Annotated in this window: 27 protein-coding genes; 14 read left to right on the forward strand and 13 right to left on the reverse strand. The window is 67.0% G+C overall.

What is annotated here, in order from left to right; translation table 11 throughout:
* The first annotated feature begins 102 nt into the window (after window positions 1-102).
* The 3 genes from ACRWNM_RS10585 (at window position 103) to ACRWNM_RS10595 (ending at window position 2,550) form a co-directional block, all read left to right on the forward strand.
* A complete protein-coding gene (locus ACRWNM_RS10585; protein ID WP_431966042.1) occupies window positions 103-270 on the forward strand; it encodes a hypothetical protein in 168 nt (55 codons plus the stop codon).
* A 137-nt stretch (window positions 271-407) separates the two neighbouring features.
* The gene (locus ACRWNM_RS10590; RefSeq protein WP_431966044.1) at window positions 408-1,598 is read left to right on the forward strand and encodes an NAD(P)/FAD-dependent oxidoreductase; all 1,191 of its coding nucleotides are present in this window, start codon (window positions 408-410) and stop codon (window positions 1,596-1,598) included.
* A gap of 10 nt (window positions 1,599-1,608) precedes the next feature.
* On the forward strand, window positions 1,609-2,550 hold the full coding sequence (locus tag ACRWNM_RS10595; protein WP_431966046.1) for a sigma-70 family RNA polymerase sigma factor: 942 nt from the start codon (window positions 1,609-1,611) through the stop codon (window positions 2,548-2,550).
* A 412-nt stretch (window positions 2,551-2,962) separates the two neighbouring features.
* Here ACRWNM_RS10595 and ACRWNM_RS10600 read toward each other — a convergent pair whose 3' ends face one another.
* The 4 genes from ACRWNM_RS10600 to ACRWNM_RS10615 form a co-directional block, all read right to left on the reverse strand.
* Complete coding sequence (locus ACRWNM_RS10600) at window positions 2,963-3,667, reverse strand: cation transporter (protein WP_431966048.1); 705 nt, start codon at window positions 3,665-3,667, stop codon at window positions 2,963-2,965.
* The gene (locus ACRWNM_RS10605; protein WP_431966050.1) at window positions 3,667-3,996 is read right to left on the reverse strand and encodes an ArsR/SmtB family transcription factor; all 330 of its coding nucleotides are present in this window, start codon (window positions 3,994-3,996) and stop codon (window positions 3,667-3,669) included. Before ACRWNM_RS10605 ends, ACRWNM_RS10600 begins: the two co-directional genes overlap by 1 nt.
* A gap of 467 nt (window positions 3,997-4,463) precedes the next feature.
* On the reverse strand, window positions 4,464-4,682 hold the full coding sequence (locus ACRWNM_RS10610) for a hypothetical protein (RefSeq protein ID WP_431966052.1): 219 nt from the start codon (window positions 4,680-4,682) through the stop codon (window positions 4,464-4,466).
* Window positions 4,679-5,017 (reverse strand): hypothetical protein, encoded by a 339-nt coding sequence (locus ACRWNM_RS10615; RefSeq protein ID WP_431966054.1) that lies wholly within the window; start codon window positions 5,015-5,017, stop codon window positions 4,679-4,681. Before ACRWNM_RS10615 ends, ACRWNM_RS10610 begins: the two co-directional genes overlap by 4 nt.
* Window positions 5,018-5,414: 397 nt before the next feature.
* Here ACRWNM_RS10615 and ACRWNM_RS10620 point away from each other — a divergent pair, with 397 nt between their 5' ends.
* A complete protein-coding gene (locus ACRWNM_RS10620) occupies window positions 5,415-6,575 on the forward strand; it encodes a helix-turn-helix domain-containing protein (RefSeq protein WP_431966056.1) in 1,161 nt (386 codons plus the stop codon).
* A gap of 32 nt (window positions 6,576-6,607) precedes the next feature.
* On the opposite strand, the gene ACRWNM_RS10625 is transcribed toward ACRWNM_RS10620, so the two are convergent.
* On the reverse strand, window positions 6,608-6,802 hold the full coding sequence (locus tag ACRWNM_RS10625; protein WP_431966058.1) for a hypothetical protein: 195 nt from the start codon (window positions 6,800-6,802) through the stop codon (window positions 6,608-6,610).
* 130 nt (window positions 6,803-6,932) lie between these two features.
* Here ACRWNM_RS10625 and ACRWNM_RS10630 point away from each other — a divergent pair, with 130 nt between their 5' ends.
* From ACRWNM_RS10630 to ACRWNM_RS10645, 4 genes are all read left to right on the forward strand, one after another.
* Window positions 6,933-7,862, forward strand: a complete 930-nt coding sequence (locus ACRWNM_RS10630) for an ATP-binding cassette domain-containing protein (protein WP_431966060.1) — start codon at window positions 6,933-6,935, stop codon at window positions 7,860-7,862.
* Window positions 7,859-8,668 carry an ABC transporter permease gene (locus ACRWNM_RS10635; RefSeq protein ID WP_431966062.1) on the forward strand — a complete coding sequence of 270 codons (810 nt, stop codon included), beginning with the start codon at window positions 7,859-7,861 and terminating at the stop codon, window positions 8,666-8,668. Before ACRWNM_RS10630 ends, ACRWNM_RS10635 begins: the two co-directional genes overlap by 4 nt.
* Before the next feature lie 445 nt (window positions 8,669-9,113).
* Window positions 9,114-9,773: a sigma-70 family RNA polymerase sigma factor gene (locus ACRWNM_RS10640; RefSeq protein ID WP_431966064.1), complete on the forward strand. Its 660-nt coding sequence runs from the start codon at window positions 9,114-9,116 to the stop codon at window positions 9,771-9,773.
* A 69-nt stretch (window positions 9,774-9,842) separates the two neighbouring features.
* Window positions 9,843-10,076: a hypothetical protein gene (locus tag ACRWNM_RS10645; protein WP_431966066.1), complete on the forward strand. Its 234-nt coding sequence runs from the start codon at window positions 9,843-9,845 to the stop codon at window positions 10,074-10,076.
* Between the two features lie 311 nt (window positions 10,077-10,387).
* Here ACRWNM_RS10645 and ACRWNM_RS10650 read toward each other — a convergent pair whose 3' ends face one another.
* The 5 genes from ACRWNM_RS10650 to ACRWNM_RS10670 form a co-directional block, all read right to left on the reverse strand.
* The gene (locus ACRWNM_RS10650) at window positions 10,388-10,723 is read right to left on the reverse strand and encodes a YnfA family protein (protein WP_431966068.1); all 336 of its coding nucleotides are present in this window, start codon (window positions 10,721-10,723) and stop codon (window positions 10,388-10,390) included.
* A 26-nt stretch (window positions 10,724-10,749) separates the two neighbouring features.
* Entirely contained in the window at window positions 10,750-11,052 is a 303-nt protein-coding gene (locus tag ACRWNM_RS10655) for a hypothetical protein (protein WP_431966070.1), read from the reverse strand.
* A complete protein-coding gene (locus ACRWNM_RS10660) occupies window positions 11,042-11,500 on the reverse strand; it encodes a MerR family transcriptional regulator (protein ID WP_431966072.1) in 459 nt (152 codons plus the stop codon). Before ACRWNM_RS10660 ends, ACRWNM_RS10655 begins: the two co-directional genes overlap by 11 nt.
* Window positions 11,497-11,853, reverse strand: coding sequence for a hypothetical protein (locus ACRWNM_RS10665; RefSeq protein ID WP_431966074.1), 357 nt, complete (start codon window positions 11,851-11,853; stop codon window positions 11,497-11,499). The genes ACRWNM_RS10660 and ACRWNM_RS10665 overlap by 4 nt, the downstream gene beginning before the upstream one ends.
* A gap of 75 nt (window positions 11,854-11,928) precedes the next feature.
* Complete coding sequence (locus tag ACRWNM_RS10670; RefSeq protein WP_431966076.1) at window positions 11,929-12,318, reverse strand: MerR family transcriptional regulator; 390 nt, start codon at window positions 12,316-12,318, stop codon at window positions 11,929-11,931.
* 98 nt (window positions 12,319-12,416) lie between these two features.
* On the opposite strand from ACRWNM_RS10670, the gene ACRWNM_RS10675 reads away from it, so the two are divergent.
* On the forward strand, window positions 12,417-12,818 hold the full coding sequence (locus ACRWNM_RS10675; protein WP_431966078.1) for a hypothetical protein: 402 nt from the start codon (window positions 12,417-12,419) through the stop codon (window positions 12,816-12,818).
* A gap of 72 nt (window positions 12,819-12,890) precedes the next feature.
* On the opposite strand, the gene ACRWNM_RS10680 is transcribed toward ACRWNM_RS10675, so the two are convergent.
* Together ACRWNM_RS10680 and ACRWNM_RS10685 are read right to left on the reverse strand one after the other, a co-directional pair.
* Window positions 12,891-14,123 carry an MFS transporter gene (locus tag ACRWNM_RS10680; RefSeq protein ID WP_431966080.1) on the reverse strand — a complete coding sequence of 411 codons (1,233 nt, stop codon included), beginning with the start codon at window positions 14,121-14,123 and terminating at the stop codon, window positions 12,891-12,893.
* 6 nt (window positions 14,124-14,129) lie between these two features.
* On the reverse strand, window positions 14,130-15,461 hold the full coding sequence (locus ACRWNM_RS10685; protein WP_431966181.1) for a flavoprotein: 1,332 nt from the start codon (window positions 15,459-15,461) through the stop codon (window positions 14,130-14,132).
* Between ACRWNM_RS10685 and ACRWNM_RS10690 the strand changes: the two genes are divergently transcribed.
* On the forward strand, window positions 15,366-15,572 hold the full coding sequence (locus ACRWNM_RS10690) for a hypothetical protein (RefSeq protein WP_431966191.1): 207 nt from the start codon (window positions 15,366-15,368) through the stop codon (window positions 15,570-15,572). The two genes, ACRWNM_RS10685 and ACRWNM_RS10690, sit on opposite strands and share 96 nt — an antisense overlap.
* A gap of 36 nt (window positions 15,573-15,608) precedes the next feature.
* On the forward strand, window positions 15,609-16,448 hold the full coding sequence (locus tag ACRWNM_RS10695; RefSeq protein WP_431966082.1) for a helix-turn-helix domain-containing GNAT family N-acetyltransferase: 840 nt from the start codon (window positions 15,609-15,611) through the stop codon (window positions 16,446-16,448).
* A gap of 38 nt (window positions 16,449-16,486) precedes the next feature.
* On the opposite strand, the gene ACRWNM_RS10700 is transcribed toward ACRWNM_RS10695, so the two are convergent.
* Window positions 16,487-17,017 carry a DinB family protein gene (locus ACRWNM_RS10700; protein WP_431966084.1) on the reverse strand — a complete coding sequence of 177 codons (531 nt, stop codon included), beginning with the start codon at window positions 17,015-17,017 and terminating at the stop codon, window positions 16,487-16,489.
* A gap of 105 nt (window positions 17,018-17,122) precedes the next feature.
* Between ACRWNM_RS10700 and ACRWNM_RS10705 the strand changes: the two genes are divergently transcribed.
* The 3 genes from ACRWNM_RS10705 to ACRWNM_RS10715 are packed head-to-tail and all read left to right on the forward strand — an operon-like array spanning window position 17,123 to window position 19,007.
* Window positions 17,123-17,497 (forward strand): ArsR/SmtB family transcription factor, encoded by a 375-nt coding sequence (locus ACRWNM_RS10705; protein ID WP_431966086.1) that lies wholly within the window; start codon window positions 17,123-17,125, stop codon window positions 17,495-17,497.
* A 47-nt stretch (window positions 17,498-17,544) separates the two neighbouring features.
* Window positions 17,545-18,594: an ACR3 family arsenite efflux transporter gene (arsB, locus tag ACRWNM_RS10710; RefSeq protein ID WP_431966183.1), complete on the forward strand. Its 1,050-nt coding sequence runs from the start codon at window positions 17,545-17,547 to the stop codon at window positions 18,592-18,594.
* A 53-nt stretch (window positions 18,595-18,647) separates the two neighbouring features.
* Window positions 18,648-19,007 carry a low molecular weight phosphatase family protein gene (locus ACRWNM_RS10715; RefSeq protein WP_431966185.1) on the forward strand — a complete coding sequence of 120 codons (360 nt, stop codon included), beginning with the start codon at window positions 18,648-18,650 and terminating at the stop codon, window positions 19,005-19,007.
* Window positions 19,008-19,027 lie beyond the last annotated feature (20 nt).

The following is a 19,027-nucleotide window of genomic DNA, read 5'->3' on the forward strand; positions in this document are numbered from 1 at the left end:
CAGTGCCGACCCCGACTGTCGACACATCACGTTCACCGCGCCGCGGCGGAAAATCCATCCAGCGATGCAAACACATAGTAACATGCGCATGTAATTATCTATATGCAGGAGGTCATGGTCACCGCCGCGACGGTGGCGTTGCCGGTGACGGTGTTCGTGTTCGCGTGGGTGCGGCGCGACCAGGTGTTGAGCGCACGCCAGCTCGCTGTCGCAGTGGCGATCGGCACCGCCGTCGCGGCGGCCGCGATCGGGGTCCTGTTCATCGGGTAGTCGCCGCAACCGCGTGGCCCGTGACGGCTGTTCGTCCGCTGGTGTGCGCCGGGGGTGACACACGTCACTGGTTGATGCTGTCAGGAATTCGGCGGCTGTCTCGTTCAGGGTGCACGCGAACCAGACAGGAGCGAACAATGAAGCACCGCATCGTCGTCCTCGGGGCCGGATACGCCGGAGCCTTCTCCGCCGGATACCTGGCCCGCCAGCTCCACTCCGACGACTTCGAGATCACCGTCGTCAACGCCGAACCCGATTTCGTCGAGCGGCTGCGCCTGCATCAGCTCGCCGCCGGGCATGATCTCCGCCACCGGCCGCTGGCGGAGGTGTTCGCGGGCACCGGCATCCGGCTACGAGTGGCGCGGGTAACCAACGTCGACGCCGAGCACCGGACGGTCACCGTCGCCGACCGTGAGGGCATCGACCGGCTCGAATACGACACCCTGCTCTACGCGCTCGGCAGCACCGCCGCCGACCACGGCGTTCCTGGCGTCGGCGAGCACGCGTTCCACGTGGCCGCGCGACCGTCCGCGGTGCGCCTGCGCGCACGCCTCGATGAGCTGGGCGACGACGGGACGGTGCTGGTAGTCGGCGGCAATCTGACCGCGATCGAAGCCGTCACCGATATCGCCGAAGCCCGTCCGGGACTTCAGGTCAGTCTCGCCACCCGCGGCGAACTGGGCGGGTGGCTGGGTACAAAGGCCCGCCGTCACCTGCTGCGCGCCTTCGACCGGTTCGGTATCACGGTCCACGAGCACACCACCATCGAGCGCGTCGAGGAGGCGGCGGCGGTCGCGGCTGACGGCACCGCTTTCGCCTCCGACGCGACCGTGTGGGCCGCCGGCTTCGCCGTCCACCCGATTGCCGCCGCCAGCGGCCTCGCGGTGGAAACCAACGGCCAGATCACGGTCGATCGTCAGATGCGGTCGGTCTCGCACCCGAATGTCTACGTTGCCGGTGACAGCGCCTTCGTCATCGGCGAGAACGGTCATCCATTGCCGATGTCCTGCGCTTCCGCGGGATACACCGGTACGCAGGCAACGGCCGCGATCATCGGTGACCTGGCCGGGCGCAAGATCAAGGCGACCGCGCTGACCTATTTCGGCAACCACATCAGCCTCGGACGCAAGGACGGGATCTTCCAGCTGGTCGACGGTGACGCTCGCTCGAAGCCCGGGGCCCTGTGCGGCCGATCGGCGGCGCGAGTCAAGTCGGCGATCGTGGCAACCAGCGGCTGGGCCATCAGCCACCCGACCTTCGGAAAGCCGGGTCACAAGTATCGCTTGGCCACCGTCCGAGAGCACTCGCCCGAATTGGTCGCCGGATAGAGTCGTGCTTATGGACACTGCCACTGTGGCGCGTTTCGAGGCCAGCCGGAATCGACTGGCCTCGCTCGCCTACCGTCTGCTCGGCTCGGCCGCCGACGCCGAGGACACGGTGCAGGACGCGTTCCTGCGGTGGCAGGCCGCCGACCGGGAGTACGTCGAGGTACCCGAGGCGTGGCTGACCAAGATCGTCACCAACCTGGCGCTCGACCGGCTCCGTTCGGCGAAGGTGCGGCACGAACGCGCGGTCGGCGCCTGGATGCCCGAACCGCTCCTCGACGGCGACCCGATGCTGGGCCCGGCCGACACCGTCGAGCAGCGCGAATCGGTGACCCTGGCGGTGCTGACGCTCATGGAGCGTCTGTCGCCGGTCGAACGGGCCGTTTATGTACTGCGCGAGGCCTTTTCGTACAGCCACGCCGAGATAGCCGAGATTCTCGGCATCACCGAGTCCGGGAGTCAGCAACACGCCCACCGAGCCCGGCGTCGAATCGCCGCCGCCGGCAACGGCACTGACATCGACCATGCCTCCGCACGTCGAATCGTCGAGGCATTCGTCGCTGCCGCCTCCTCGGGCCGGACCGAACGGCTGGTGGCGCTGCTGACCGACGACGCGACCGGCATCTCCGACGGCGCCGGACTGGGGTTGGCCGGGAAGCTGATCCGGTACGCGACCCCCGAGCGGATCGCCAGCGCGGTGCGGGCCGGCTTCAAACCGTCTCCAGCCAAGCGGAGACTCGCCGGTGGCTCGCCCTCGATCCATGCCGCCGTGGTCAACGGCTGCCCGGCCATGCTCGCCACACTCGACGACCGGGTCGTGGGCGTCGTGATCCTCGAGATCCGTGACGACAAGATCGCAGCCGTGCGCGGCATCGCCGCCCAGGACCGACTCGGTCGCGTCACCGAGGAATGGCAGCGGCGGGAGCATGATGTCCCGCTGATCGAATCGTGGTAACCGGCTGTCCGACAATCGATCTCACGTTCGTCAGTCGATTCCCGTCGAAACATCCGGCGGGCATCGCGGCTTGACCGTGGTCGACATCACGGGTGGTAGTGAGCAGAGTGGCGTGGTGCTTGCGCGCGAGTTCGCGGAGGTGACCGATCACCTTCCGGTGAGGTCAGGGCAGATCCTAGCGATGGTCGCCGAGTTCGAGGCCGACTCGGCCATCGGCACATTCGCACCGTTCGAGTCTGCGGAACACGTTCCATACCAGACGATTACGGCATATCCACCCGATTTTCGGAGGAACCACCGGGACCCTGATTGCGACCGGCCTGCGGCCACACGTCGGGCGAATAGTTTGGCGATGTGTCTGTTCGGATCCGGTTCTCGGATTCAGGAGAGGCCGGAGCGTCGGTTGGGATGGTCAGTCGCAGCAGTCGCAGTCGTGTCCGGTCACACCAGCGTCGCCGACTGCGGCCGGCGTGGGGCAGCAGGTGTCCCCGCGCCAGGCATTCATGCCTTCCTTGACCGCGATGGCGGCGATGACCAGTGCCGCGATCGGGTCGGCCCATGACCAGCCGAACAGGGTGTTCAGCAGCAACCCGGCCAGCAGGACAGCCGATAGGTAGGTGCAGAGCAGGGTCTGTTTGGAATCGGCGACTGCCGAGGCGGAACCGAGTTCGCGTCCCGCACGGCGCTGTGCCCATGACAGGACCGGCATAATCACCAGACTGGCTGCGGCCAAACCGATTCCGATCGGGGAATGTTCGGCTTCACCGACGCCGAGGAGGCCGCGGATCGAGTCGACGGCGACATACAGCGCGAGAGCGAAGAACGAGAACGCGATGACGCGCAGCGCAACCTTCTCCCGCGCGGCGGGGTCACGTCCGGCGAACTGCCAGGCGACCGCCGCCGCAGAGGACACCTCGATCACCGAGTCCAGCCCGAACCCGATCAACGCGGTCGAGGACACCCGTGTCCCCTCGGTGAGGGCGATGATCGCCTCGATCACGTTGTAGGAGATCGTCGCCGCGACCAACCAGCGAATCCGCCGCGCCAGCACCGCCCGCCGCTGCGGTAGCGGCCCCGATGCGGCGACCACCGATGGCATGCCCAGCGATGCCGACATCAGCAGCACCCTTCGGTCCCGGAGGCCGGGCAGCACGCGGGATCCACCGCCAGCACCAGCCCGAGCAGATCCTCGAGCGCGGCGGCTATGCGCGGATCGGCGAGCTCGTAGCGGCTGCGTCGCCCTTCCGGGACCGCGACGACCAGACCACACCCGCGCAGACAGGCCAGGTGGTTGGACAGGATCTGACGCGACACCCCGATCCGCTCGGCCAGATCCGACGGATACCCCGGCCCAGACCGCAGGCTCAGCAGAATCTGGGTGCGAGTCGGATCGGACAGCGCGTGCCCGAAACGGGCGAGCGCGTCGGAATGCAACACGGTCTCCACGACACCAATAGTACAGATTCAAATGTATTCAGATCAAGATGAACTATCAGGTCGAGGGCGCAGCCCCGAACCACCCGCGCTCGGTCGTGCGCCGACGACGATTGCCGTTCCTACGTCTCCCACTCGGAGCGCCGACATCGGCTACCCGCTCACCCGGAAACTACGTCCGAACACCGAAGCCACTTCGAAAAACTAACCCTGAACACCGAAGGGTTCGCCCAGCGGCTCGGGCCGCGCAGCCCCGTGTGGGCGACTTCGGGAGGTAGCCCCTTGGTGATCAGCCATTGCAACGTCAGGGGTGACCGGGGCGATCCGATGGTCGCCTGCCAGCTCCCGCGCCGAGCACGCGCGTCCGGCCTCGTTCAGCGTGGTGAGTGTGGCGATCTGAGCGGGGGTGAAGTCGTTGCGCTGCCATTGTGAATCCATTGTGCTGCTGGTCATTTCGTCTGTCCCTCGCATCGGTTTGGTCAGGGCTCGAGATAGAGCCGCTCGTTGGGCAACCGGGGGTGCCCACTCACGCTCGTATCGACGCTCACTGCGTCGAGATAATGGCGGTCTCGGTGCTCGGCAACGAACACCAACGCAGCGGTCAGGCAGGCGACGAAATCCATACGCACCCCGTGCAGAAACACCGAAAGGTGCACGTCCGGCTCGCTCGGCAAGGGCGACACCGGCTCGGCTCTCACAAGACCGACTGTCGTTGCGGGCCCAGGACAGCGTGGACCGCATACAGCACCGCCCGCACGGAGGGCCGGAACACCGAGTGCGCCGCGGTGATCCATCCTCGGTACTCCGAGCCCTGATCGGCAGGAGACGGCAACGCCACGAAGTCACCGTTACCCAGCACCGCCACACGGTGGCTGCGGTACAAGGCTGCTTCGGCGGCGATCATGGTTGCGGGAATGTCGGAGCGGACCAGAAAGGTCCATGTCGCCGTGCGGGGCATGGTGATAATCGGTCCGCCGCCATGTCTTTTGGCTTCCAGCTCCACCTTGACCATCTGGCCGACTTCAGCGGGCATCGCAACCGCCCACACCATGCCTGCCGTGAAACCGATTCGCCCCGTATCGGGTTGGAGTACGGCAGGCAGGTGGCATACGGCGCGGTAATACTCAACCCGTGAACGCGGGGTATCCCCCACTGCCACTGCGCTGGGGTCAGTGCGTGTCGGCGCTGACGTCGTGTGTGTAGTCGATATCCCGTCATCACGTTCGGACAATTCCATCGGGCAGCACCCTCCCTGCTTGCTCAAAGACTTGGTGAGCGCCCGCCGCCGGAGACCTCGAGGGGACACCATGTCAGTCCGACGGCGGGGCTAGATCTGAGCTTGACCGCTGGCAAAGGCTCGAAGGGTCAGTAGAGGGACAGGCTGTCGACAGCAAAGGACAGCGGGGAAGGATCGATCTACGCTCAGATGTATGGGTCAGCACGCAGGAGAGCGAATCGCCACGCAGCGCAAGATCGCCGGGCTGAGCCAACGTCAGTTGGCCAGCCGGGCCAAGTACAGCCTCAGCATGGTCAAGGCTGTCGAGCAAGGCCGCGAGGTGCCATCCCCAGGCTTTCTTTCGGCAATGGCTCGAGCACTGCGGATAACGCCGGAGCAGCTCACAGGCGCACCTTACGACGATGGCAAGCCTCTGTCAGACGCCGTCAATGACCTGTCCATATTGCTTGCAGAGGGGCAGTACGCCCGAGCAACCGAGCCCGCCGATCTCGTAGTGCTGGAAGCAGAACTTGGGGCGGCACAACGGCTTTACCGCACCGATCGCACTCGACAAACGATCGAAGTACTTCCGGGCCTTATCCGCCAGTTGCACGGGGCCGTGCGAGAACTGGCCGACGACGAGAAAGCCCGTGCCTACACCCTGTTGACGTCAGCGTACGTATTGGCAGAGTGGTCGGTTCGCAGGACCGGTCATCTCGTGCTCGCCCTTCCAGCACTGGATTTGGCCGACACCTACGCCCCGCTTGCCGACGACGCGAAATACGGCGCGTTCTCGGTCCTGGCTCGAGCTCGAGTACTGACGCACTACGGCGAGGCAGAGGTAGCAGAGCAGCTGATCGCTTCCGCGATCAGTTCGGCGGACAACAGCCAAGCCGGCATGGTGCTGGCTGGCTATTCCCATCTGGCCGGAGCGATCAACGAAGCGCGAAAGCTCAACTACCCGAATGCGACAGCTCACGTCCAAGCGGCACGCGAGCTGGCTCGGCATACCGGCGAAACCGACCTGTACATGACATCGTTCGGCCCGCTGAACGTGGATATCCACGCCCACGCAATCGAACTCGAAGCAGGCGACCCGAACCGAGCGGCGTTGGAAGGGGCTGAACTGACGTATCCGGCCGGCGCAGCTCCCACACGGATCGCCCATCATTGGCACGACAACGCTCGCGCGTGGTTGATGTCCGGTAAGCCCGATCGGGCACTTGCCGCGCTCAACAAGGCGAGAGCGGCAGCGCCCCAGCAGACTCGCCTGCACCCATCGGTGCGTGAAACGCTCTTCGGTATCGCAGCGGCGCAGCGGCGTCAGACCGATGGACTCGTCGGCTTCGCATCCTGGCTCGGTGCAAGCCTCTAGACGCAGCGACAGCTGGTTTTCAGGAGGTCGAGTCAGTACTCGAGCCGAATGATGTCCGCCAGTACACGCATTTCCGGTATGAGAGTGCGGCGTTTGGCGATGATCCGGCCGAGTAGATCCCTGGCCATCCGTTGCTCGACCAACCACGGCCGCGCCTCGCGAGAAAGTTGGGCAAGAACGTCGAAAGCGGCGTCATAGTCGGCCGCCACCGGTACCGGTGCGTCCATCTCTCGGCTGGTTCGTCTGAAGAAGCGAACTCCCATCCACCCCGGGTGTGAGCACGCCTTCTGTCGAGAGGAACCCTGCGATGACCATCTACCTGTCCAACGACCTCCCTGATCACGTCGGGGGTGTGCGATGACCACCCCGGCGGTCGTGGTCGAGGATCTGCACGTCGCCTATGGCAGGACGTGGACCCTCGACGGTGTCGACCTGGAGGCTGCTGCTGGAACGACGATCGGGGTGCTCGGCCACAACGGCGCGGGCAAGACCACCCTGATCCGTGCCCTCACCACCCTGGTGCGGCCCACCGTCGGCCGCGTGGAGATCGGGGGCCTCGACGTGGTCGCCGACGCCACCGAGGTTCGCCGCCGGATCGGGGTGACCGGTCAGTACGCTGGACTCGACGAATTCCTCACTGCGCGTGAGAATTTGGAGCTGATCGGTCGCCTGGCTGGGCTGCGCCGCGGCGCTGCCCGCGCATGTGCCGACGCGTTGATCGACCGGCTCGGGCTGCACGAGTACGCGACCCGGCGGGTGGGGGAACTCTCCGGCGGCTCCCGCCGCCGTGTCGATCTGGCCGCCAGCCTCGTCGGTGATCCGTCGGTGCTGTTCCTCGACGAGCCGACCACCGGTCTGGACCCTCTGGCCCGCGCGGGATTGTGGGACGTCGTCGACGAGCTCACCACCGCGGGCACCACCGTCGTGCTCACTACCCAGTACCTCGAGGAAGCCGACCGGCTCGCCGACCACATCGTGGTCCTGAGTCGCGGGCGGGTCGCCGCGCGTGGCACCCCGGCCGAGCTGAAACGGATTGTCGGCGGCAAGGTCCTGCACGCCACTCTCCCCATCCACCAGATCGCGGATCTGCCGTTCACCCCGGACAGCGACCGGGTCGACGGCACTCGGGTGCGGGTGTCGGTCACCGTCGATGACGCCCGCACCGCGACTGCACTGGTCGCCGACCTGCACCGCGGCGGTATCGACGTCGCCGACCTGGATGTGACCTCGCCGAGCCTCGACGACGTCTTCACTCACCTCGCCCACACCACCGGAGCCCACCGATGACCACCATCACGACCGTGATCGGGCGTTCCCCGATCGGGAACCAGCTCGCCGCCCTGACTGTCCGGAACCTGCGCACCAGCGCCCGCGTCCCGCAGCTGCTGATGTTCTCGCTGACCATGCCGATGGCGATGCTCGTGCTGTTCAGCCAGGTGTTCCGCAGCGTCGCCGCCGGACCCGGCTTCCCGGCCGGGGTCAGCTACATCGACTTCCTCACCCCGGCCATGCTCGCCGTCTCCACGGTGATGGCCGGCACCAACGCCGGAGTCTCGGCCGCGATCGACCACACCAACGGCCTGCACGACCGCTTCGCGGCGCTGCCGATGCGGGCAACGTTGCCCGGAGTGGCTCGCACCATCAACGAGGCGGTCTTCACTCTCGCTCGAGCTGCGCTGCTCGGGATCGCCGCGGTGCTGCTGGGTTTCGACTTCCACGGCACCGCCGTGGATGCCGTCGCCGCAGTCGTGGTTCTGGTGGTGCTGGCGGGGGCGATGAGCGCCCTGTTCGGTCTGATCGGGGACCGGCTACGCCGCCCGGACGTGGTCCAGTTCGCCGGGATGACGGTGATGATGCCGCTGATGTTCGTCTCGAGTGCGTTCGCACCGATCGAGACCATGCCCTGCTGGATGCAGGCCATGGCCACGGTGAATCCGGTCGCACACGCCACCGACGCCCTGCGCGGGCACGTGCTCGGCACTGCCACCGCCGGCGACACCGCCACCGCCCTGGTCGCGGCGATCGGATTGTGGGCCGCAGTCACCGCTGTCCCCGTCCTCACCGGCCTGGTTCGGTCGGCACGCGCTCGTTGACCGGCGACGCACCCGCCCTGCCCTTCCCTGCCAGAGGGAAGGACGGGGCCGGGTTCTTCGCCCGGAACCGGGCACTCCGATGGCCCCTACCCCGCCGGGGATAGAGGCACATCTGGGGTGCTTCTCAGCGGATACGCCCGGTGTGGGCGTCGGCGGCGCTCATGCGGCGGCGTCGAGCAGATGCAGTTCCTCCGCCACGATCAGATCGACCTCTTCCTCGGTCAGATCCGACAACAGATGTGTCGTCAGCATCGCTCTCACCTCCTCACCGCGCTTCCTGATCGGTCGAATCGAAGAACTCGACATCGACACCCATACAGACGTGACACCCCGGATTCGGACGCAGGAAATGCGTCCCGATCGCGGTCCGTACCGGTAATGACCAGCCAAGGCTCGCCACTGCGGTACCAGGCGAGGATGCTGGAGACAGAGAGGAGCCAGGATCATGAGCGAGGAAACGGCCACTACCGCGGCCACACCCCGGCCGGAACATGGTGATCTCGAGCAGCTTTGGCGCCGCTTTTCCAGCGACCTGCGGGCCTTCATCGCCCGCCGGGTCTCGCGCCCGGAGGACGCCGACGACATCCTGTCGATCGTGTTCCTGCGGATGGCCAAGAGCTTGGACAATTTGCGAGATCAGGACCGGCTTCTGGGCTGGATGTATGCCATCACCCGCAACGCGATCACCGACTACTACCGGTCCGCGCCCCATCGCCGCGAACTACCCGTCGACACCGTCCCGGACAACCCATCCACTGGCGAAGCTGAACCCGACACCGAACAGGCCGCCGAGCGAGAACTCGCCTCGTGCTTGGTGCCGATGCTCTCCGGGCTGCCCGCCGAGCAGGCTGCTGCGGTGAAGATGGTCGACCTCGACGCCCGCACGCACGCCGCTGCCGCCAGTGAAGCGGGAATTTCGGTGTCGGGGATGAAGTCCCGCGTCCAACGTGGCCGCGCCGCCCTCCATGCCCGATTGCACGCCTGCTGTCAGATCAGCCAGGACCGCACCGGCCACGTGCACGACTACCAACCCCGCAGCGGAACCTGCGACGGCGGAGGCGGAGGAGCCTGCGCCTGTGGAGCCACACCACCCTCGGACCAGTAGACCGACACCCCGGCTCGGGCAAACAGCCGCCGGTCATCCGCAGGGTCACCACAACCAGACAAAGGTGCGGTGCGAGCCACTCGAGGCTCGCACCGCACCGTGCCGGGTGAGTGCTACTGGCAGCCGCACCCGCCGCCGGACGTCGCCGCCGGACCGCAGCACGCCGCCTTCTCGCTGTCATCGCAGCATGTGGTCTGCCGTTCGGTGCTGCAACACGCGGCCGCCGCAGGCTGCGATGGTGCGTCTGATCGTTGTGCCGCCGGGGACGAGAACTCGTTCGGGTTGGTCATGGTGACTCCTTGATTCGTGGGGATAGGCATCAGGACAGACGGAGGAGAACAGGAAAGGACGCACCTGGGCCGCAGTGGGAGCATTCGATGCAAGACAGTCGCGGCACGGTCGAGATTTGGCAGGGTCCTGCGAGCGCTGAGGCTGTCGTGTCCAGGTTTAGCTGACGGAGTTCGGACGTCGTCACCGATTACGACTCGAAAACGTCGGCGCGCCCGCAGAATCGGCGGCCCTGGTGTCGCTGCTGAGCACGATCGGTGGTGGTGCGCCCGAGTCGGCAGCGGGGTTCGAGCTGGCCGACATGACGCGCGGAGGCTTGTGTTGGTTCAGGTGGGGCGGGGTGCGTACATGATGACAGCGACTCCGATCAGGCACAGGATGGCGCCGATGAGGTCGTAGCGGTCGGGGCGGAATCCGTCCAGGGCCACTCCCCACAGCAGGGATCCGGCGACGAAGACACCGCCGTAGGCGGCGAGGATGCGTCCGAAGTGGGGGTCGGCTTGCAAGGTGGCGACGAATCCGTACAACCCGAGGGCGATGACTCCGGCGCCGATCCACGCCCAGCCACGGTGTTCGCGGATTCCTTGCCAGACGAGCCAGGCGCCGCCGATCTCGGCGACGGCGGCCAAGGCGAACAGCAGGATCGAACGCAGAACGGTCATGACCGGGTGAGCCCAGGGAACCGGGCTCACCGCGTCGCGGCGGTGGTGCAGCCACATCCCGCACTCGCGCATCCGCCGTCGGTGGCGTTGTCGGTGGTCGCGCATCCGGTGCGGCGGGCGCGGGTGCGTGACCAGATCAGCCCGGCCACGCCGATTGCGAGCAGGACGAATCCGAGGGGTTCCAGCCACGACAGGCTCACCAGAATCGTTCCGCTGCCGATGATTCCGGCGGCGAGGAGGATCGGGGCCAGGCAGCAGGCCACGCACAGGGCGGCGCCGAGCCCGATCGGCGCCCACCAGCGGCGGGTCTTGGTCTGTTCAGCAGCCACAACGGCCTCCTTCGATACCGCTGTCGATGCCGGTGGTGATGTCTGTGTCGAACGGCACGGGGCAGCACGGGTGTTCGCTGCATTCGATGAGGTCGTCGCATCCGGCGGCCAGGGCGGCGCGCAGAATGTCGCGCACGGCGGTGAGTTCGGCGAGTTCGGCGTCGACCTCGGCGAGTTTGGCGGCGGCGCGGGCCTGCAACCCGGCCTCGGTGCGGCGGCGCCCGAGCTGGGTGGCTTCGAGCAGGTCGGCTACCTCGTCGAGGGTGAACCCGAGGCGTTGGGCGGCCTTGATCACCCGCAACACCGTGACCGCCTGCTCGGGGTACATGCGGTGCCCGCCAAGGGACCGGTCCGGTTCGGCGAGCAGGCCGCGGCGTTCGTAGTAGCGCAAGGTCTGCGCGTTCACACCGGCCGCGGCGGCCAGCTCCCCGCTGCGCATGCCCGTCATCGACCGGCTCCGGCGACGGCGGTCTGGGCGCGAGCTGCCAGCGCGTCGAGCACCTCGACGTAGGCGGTGGGCGCCTCGATCCGCATGACAGTGCCCGCCAAGGTGGATTGAAAGGTGAAGGTGAAGAACGAGCAGCATGCCGACTCCCTCGCGGCCAGATCCCGCCCGACCGGCTCAGCGTCTGCGTCGGCGGTGAGCGTCAGCTCGAGGCGGGCGGGATCCGGGCGGTGGGTGGCCCGCACGAATTCGGCGAAGAACTGGTCGAACTCGGCCAGCCGCGTCGGACGCTCCACTGTCGGCAGCGTGCATGCCGACAGGTTCATCATCGGATCGGAATGATCGTTGGTGGTCATACGATCACGGTAAGCCTGTACCTAGGTACAAGATGCAACCCCGAAAATGCCGGGCGGTCCGGGCAACTGGTCCGGTCAAGGGTGCGTGCTGATCGGTTGGCTCACGCAGTGGTCGCACTGACCGGCGTGGGAACTTTCGAGCACGGTCATCGCGCTGTCGCGGACTTGTTGCAGGTGAGCGAGTTGGGTGTCGATGCGGTGAAGCACCTGCTCGAGTCGCCAGCGTTGATTGGCACACGTGGTGTCGCCATCGTCGAGGTCGCGGAAGGCGTCGACGACTTCATCGAGAGTGAATCCGAGTGCTTGCAAGGACTTCGTCAGCCTGATGCGGTCGGCAGCGTCTGGTCCGTAGTGGCGGTAGCCGGACGGTTCCCGTTGCGGGGCGGGCAGGACACCGCGGCGTTCGTAGTAGCGCACTGTGTCGACGGTGACGCCGGCATCCTTGGCGACCTGGCCGATCTTCATCGTCACCTCTCCTGCGATCGGTCTTGACTCTGGACTTAGGTCCAGACTTTACGGTTGCCGGTGACAGGAACACCACAACGACAACGAGGAGCAGATCGGTGACCGACACCCACGACATCCCGCCCGATGCACCCATTGTGTGCACGATCCGACCCGGCGACGACGAGCACGCGATAGTCGATGCCTACCGCGGCTTGTTCGCCGAAGCGTTCATCAGCGGGCAGCGCACCGAATGGGGGGTGCGCTGGACCTTTCGCCAGCAAGACGACATCGAGACCCAGGTGCGGCAGCAGGCGGCGTTCGAGCAGGGATGCTGTCCATTCCTGCGCATGGCGATCACCGTCGCCGACGGCACCGTGGTGTGGGATGTGATCGGACCGGCCAACGCGGGCGCGTTCCTCGACGAGTACGTCCAGTTGCCACAGACCGCGTTCGGCAGCGTCGACGCGCTTCGCGATCGCACGATCGCGTCGGGAATGACTCTGAACGACCAACGCTAGTCAGAGATCGTCGAGCCGTTGCCCGCCGTGCAAGCCGACGATGACCGGTGGTGATCGGGCCGGGTTCACTGGTCACGAGCGATGTTCTTTCGGCGCTGGCGTCGGAATGGTGGCGGCGGACAGGACGGCAGCGGCGGCGGCGAGGGCGCCCAGCAGGAGGAAGGCGTTCGAGTAGCCGCCGAGCGCGCTGGCCAGAGCGGTGGCGGCGAAGGGCGCCAACGCCATGGTGATGGTCAGCGGCGCCGACAGCAGTCCGGTGAGCTGGCCGTAGTGGGCTGCGCCCCAGCGGTCGGTGATGGCGGTGGCTTGCAGCAGGGTGAACACTCCGCGGGCCATGCCCGCCGCGATCGCGGCCGCGACCAACGCAGCCGCGGTGGTGAACACCCCGAGCAGTGCGGTGGTGGCGGCGATAGCGCTCACGATGGCGATGGTGCGAGTACGCACGCTCGTGCGGGCCACGAACGCCGAGTAGCCGAGGCGGCTGGCGACTTGCCCGGCGCCGCCGAGTCCGAGCGCGATCGCAGCCAGGCCGGTGTCGAGACCTCGTTCGGTCAGCAGCGGAACCAACGCGACGATCACCGCGAATGAGGCGAATCCGCTGGCGCTCAACGCGATCGCCAGCGCGACGAACGGGCGGCTGCGGGCGATGGGGCCGGGATCGGTCACGTGCGCGTGGCCGGGTTCGGCGGTCGGGCGCGGCGGCCAAGGCAGTCGCAGCCCCAACCAGTGGCCCGGCACCGTCACCGCGGCGAGCACGATCGCCAGCACCAGATACGTTGCCCGCCAATCCATCCGGTCCGACAACACAGCCGTCAGCGGAGCGAACACGGTCGAAGCCAACCCCGCGGCCAAGGTCAAGACCATCAAGGCACGCACCCGGTCGGCACCGTGCCAGCGCGTGAGCGCGGCGAAGGCGGGTGGATAGAGCACCGCACCCATCGCAACCCCGGCCAGCAACCATCCGGTGACGAACCACGCCAGCGATGGGGCGGTCGCGATCACGACCAGTGCGGGCACAGCCAGCAGCGATCCGGCGGTCATCACCCCGCGGGGGCCGTGGCGATCGAGCCAGCGCCCGACCGGGATCCCGGCCACCGCGGCGACGAGTTGACCGGCCGAGAACGCGGCGGTCAGCGCGGTCGCCGACCAGCCGGTGGTCGAGGCGATGTCGCCGAGCAGAACGGGGAAGGCGTAGAACAGGATTCCCCAGCTGGTGATCTCGGTCAGACACAGCACCACCAGCACCCGCCGCAACCCGGAGGCGGTCGCGGCGGGTGCGGGCGGCGCCGAAACGACGTCTACCACGACGGATCAGTGGGCAGCGGGGACGGTCAACGGCAGCTCTTGCAGCGCGACCGGCGCCGACAGTGCCAGCTCCGACTCTGGTGCCGGTGCGCCGCCGCAGCCCGAGCTCTCCGCAGCTTGCTCGGCGGGGGCGTCGAACACCCCGGAGCCGCCACAGACACCGGTATCCGGGAGCACCAGATCGACGCGCTCGGCGGCTTCGTGATCTCCGGCCAGCGAGGCTGCCAGGGAACGGACCTGCTCGTAGCCGGTCATCGCCAAGAACGTCGGCGCCCGGCCGTAGCTCTTCATCCCGGCCAGGAACACGCCCGGCTCGGGATGGGAAAGCTCCTTGACCCCATGCGGATACACCGTCCCACACGAATGGATGTTCGGGTCGATCATCGGCGCCAGCAGGGTGGGCGCCTGCAAAGTGGCATCCATGCCGAGGCGGATCTCCGACAGCCACGACAGGTCCGGACGGAAACCGGTCAGCACGATCACCTCATCGACGTCCGAGACCGGGTTCCCCTCGGCGGGAACCAGGTTCAGGCGTCCCTCGCTGTCGCGCTCGACGGTCTCGGTGCGGAATCCGGTGACCACGCTGATGTGTCCGGCCTCGACCGCGGCCCGTGCTCGCACACCCAGCGCACCGCGGGCGGGGAGCTGGTCGTCCTTACCGCCACCGAAGGTCGAGCCGATCTCACCGCGCCGCAGCAGCCACGACACCTGGGTGCCGGGATGCTGCTCGGCCAGGCTCGCGAGCGCGACCAGCGCGGTCATCGTCGAATGCCCGCTACCGGCGACCGCGATGTGCTTGCCCGCATACCGCTCGACCACCACCGGATCGCTCAGGTCCGGCACCCGGTAAGTGATCCGGTCGCCAGCTGCGGATTCTCCAATGGCGGGCAGCCCGTCCCCGCCGAGCGGATTCGGTGCGCCCCACGTCCCCGAGGCATCGATCACCGCCCGCGCCGCAAGACGCTCCTCACCACCCTCGGCGGTGCGGACGTGCACGGTCAACGGCTCGCTGTCGCGCCCGGCGTCCACCACCCGGTCGCGGCCACGACGCGCTACCCCGACCACCTCCGCGCCGAACCGGACCCGCGGTCCCAGCGCCTGACCGAGCGGACGCAGGTAGGCCTCCACCCACTCGGCTCCGGTCGGGTAAGTGCCCGGGTCGGGTTCGGCCCAACCAGCCTCGGCCAGCAGCGGCCGCGCGGCCGGAGCGATCAGTTCGGCCCAGCGGGAAAACAGCCGCACGTGGTTCCACTGCGCGACCGCGGCACCGCCGTGCTCACCACGTTCGAGAACCACAACCGGCAGGTCACGGGCTACAAGCTCGGCAGCGGCAGACAGTCCGACCGGACCGGCGCCGACGACGACAACAGGCAGGAAGCTCATCAGAAATCCTCTTTCATCGATGCGGATCGATCAATCAACGAAGATCCTATCGACGCCCATCGATGAATGCAACCATCGATACAGATCGATATAATCGGGTGCATGTCCACCGCCTTGCCTCTTGCCCAGGTCCTGCCGCTCGGGCAGGCCAGCACCTACGCCGAATGGTTCGCCTGCCTGGCCGAACCCGTGCGGGTGCAACTGCTCCACGCGGTCGCCACCACCCCGAAGGGGATCACCGTGGGCGCGCTGACCGACATCGTGGGCACCAGCCAATCCACCACCTCCCACCACCTGCGCAAGCTCGCCGACGTCGGATTCGTGCGCCTGCACAGGGAAGGCCGGACCACGATCGTCACCGTCAACGAAGCCTGCTGCGCCGGACTCCCGCACGCCGCCGACGCGGTCATGGGACTCCTCGGACCCCAGCCGAGCCACCCCGCCGAGGTCCCCACCGACATCTCCGTGCGGGCAATGGACGATCAGGACTGGGACGCGGTCTTGCGGATCTACGCCGAGGGCCTGGCTACCGGCAACGCCGGTGCCGACACCGAACTGCCCGGCCGCGACTACCTCGCCGAGCGCTGGCTGCCGGAGCACCGCTGGGTCGCCGAACGTGACGGCGCCGTCGTCGGCTGGGCGGCCGCAGCCCCGGTCTCCGACAGCGACGCCTACGCCGGAGTGGTCGAAACCGACGTCTACGTCGGTGCCGAGCATCGAGGCCGCGGAGCCGGAAAGGCGTTGCTGCGCAAGCAGATTCTCGCCGCCGACGACGCCGGGCTGTGGACGTTGCAGACCTCGATCTTCACCGAGAACCGCGCCGCACTCGCCCTGCACCACGGCGGCGGATATCGCACCGTCGGCGTCCGCGAACGCATCGTCCGACATGACGGGATCTGGCGCGACACCGTGCTCCTGGAACGACGTTCACCGTTCAGCTGACCCATGCGGCCCACCGCCGGGTCAGCCCCACGATGCGTTCACTCGCGGATCGTGAGCTGGAGTTCGTGGAAATCGAAGTGCCGCACTGGATATCGGTACGCATCTTCGACAGTCATCACTGCGGAGAAAAACGGGTCCCACCGCGCCGGGAACGCCATGGCCAGGGTGAAGTTGGCCTCCGGTTCATTGGCTAGCTTGTATTGCAGCTTGGCGATGACGCGATCACATCGCCTGGCCACCCGATGCCTGTTGAACACCAGCGCCGCGGCACAGGAGCCGTAGTAGTTGATCACGTCGAACACAGGCGTTCCGGCGTTGAGCAGTCGGGCATAGGTTCGACCGACTCCGCCGGGCAGCCTGCCGAACAACCGAACCAGCGGCAGCAGCCGCGCCACGACCATGAACCCGAAGACCATATGGAACAGCAGCTGCTCATTGGTCCAGCGCGTGCCGCGGGAGGGACGATCGAAGTCGTCGTCGGTGCAGGAGTCGACCAGCTCGTGCAAGCGCCGCCGAGCTCCTTCGAGTTCGGCGGCAAGCGCCCGTCGATCCACTGCACGCCTCGTCATCACCACGACTCACCGTCGTCTTCGATTGTCGCCCCTCGCCAGTGGACTAAGCGTTCACCGAGAGTTTGCTTGCCGATCGGATTCGATATCTGTCAATATAGCCGCATGTCTAAGTCGCAATTGTCGATCACGCCGCTGGAGCAGTGCGCGGCCGCGCCGCTGGTGCGCGAACCGTTGACCGCGGACGCGGCTGCGGAGTTGGCGGCGGTGTTCAAGGCGTTGTCGGACCCGGTGCGGCTTCGACTGTTGAGCGTGGTCGCCAGCCGCGAGAACGGTGAGGCGTGCGTGTGCGACATCTCGGAGGGGATCGAGCTGACCCAGCCGACCATCTCCCACCATCTGAAAGTGCTGCGCGGGGCTGGTCTGCTCACCAGCGAACGCCGTGCGTCGTGGGTGTACTACCGGGTCGTTCCCGAAGCGATGCAGCGGCTTTCGGATGTATTGCTGGTCGAGAGCGGCGCAGCTGGGGTGATGGCGTGAGCGTGGAGACACAAACCCCGCACACCGGAGTCGTTGCGAAACTGTCCATGCTGGACCGGTTCCTGCCGGTGTGGATCGGCGTGGCGATGGCCGCCGGGTTGCTGCTGGGCAGAATGATTCCAGGCCTCGGCGACGCGCTCGGCGCGGTCGAGATCGACGGGATCTCGCTGCCGATCGCGATCGGTTTGCTGATCATGATGTACCCGGTGCTGGCGAAGGTGCGCTACGACCGCCTCGACACCGTCACCGGCGACCGCAAGCTGCTAGTCGGTTCGCTGGTGTTGAACTGGGTCCTCGGCCCGGCCCTGATGTTCGCCCTCGCGTGGTTGCTGTTGCCGGATCTGCCCGAGTATCGGACCGGGTTGATCATCGTCGGGCTGGCCCGCTGTATCGCGATGGTCATCATCTGGAACGACCTCGCCTGCGGCGACCGCGAAGCCGCCGCGGTGCTGGTGGCGTTGAACTCGATCTTCCAGGTGATCATGTTCGCGGCGCTGGGCTGGTTCTATCTGTCCGTGCTGCCCGGCTGGCTCGGCCTGGAGCAGACGACGATCGACACCTCGCCGTCGCAGATCGCGAAATCGGTGCTGATCTTCCTGGGTATCCCCCTGCTCGCGGGTTACCTCACCCGCCGCTTCGGCGAACGCGCGAAGGGCCGCGACTGGTACGAGTCGACACTGCTGCCGACGATCGGCCCGTGGGCGCTGTACGGGCTGCTGTTCACGATCGTGATCCTGTTCGCCTTGCAGGGCAAGCAGATCACCTCCCAGCCCCTCGACGTCGTGCGCATCGCCATCCCGCTGCTGGCCTACTTCGCAATCATGTGGGGCGGCGGTTACCTCCTCGGCGCTGCGATGGGCCTGGGCTACGAACGGACCACGACGCTGGCTTTCACCGCCGCGGGCAACAACTTCGAACTCGCCATCGCCGTCGCGATCGCCACCTACGGCGCGGCTTCGGGGCAGGCGCTCGCCGGGGTCGTCGGTCCGCTGATCGAAGTTCCGGTGCTTGTGGGCTTGGTGTATGTGTCGCTGGCACTTCGGAAGCGATTCACACCGGTTCCCGCCGCCGCTGCCGAGCACGGAGCTCAGCAGTGACCGCGACACCAGCCGTGTTGTTCGTCTGCGTGAAGAACGGCGGCAAGTCCCAGATGGCCGCCGGCCTGATGTGCCACGCCGCACAAGGCCGAGTCGAGGCCTACTCCGCAGGTACCGATCCCGGTGGAGCACTCAACGACTTGTCGGTGCAGTCGCTGCTCGAGGTGGGCGTCGACATCCGCGATGGGCGCCCCAAACCCATCGACTCGCGGCTGCTGCGCGCGGTCGATCTGGTCGTCACCCTTGGCCGTGAGGCTCGAGTCGACCCTGTTGGTGATGTGCGAGTCATCAACTGGGACACCGACGAACCTTCCGAACGCGGAATCGAGGGCATCGAACGCATGCGCCTGGTCCGCGACGACATCGCCGCCCGCGTGCATCAGCTGCTGACCGAACTCTGTCCACCCAACTGATACCGTCATTCCTCGGAGCA

This window comes from Nocardia sp. bgisy134 (assembly GCF_965341865.1).
Classification (GTDB): Bacteria; Actinomycetota; Actinomycetes; order Mycobacteriales; family Mycobacteriaceae; genus Nocardia.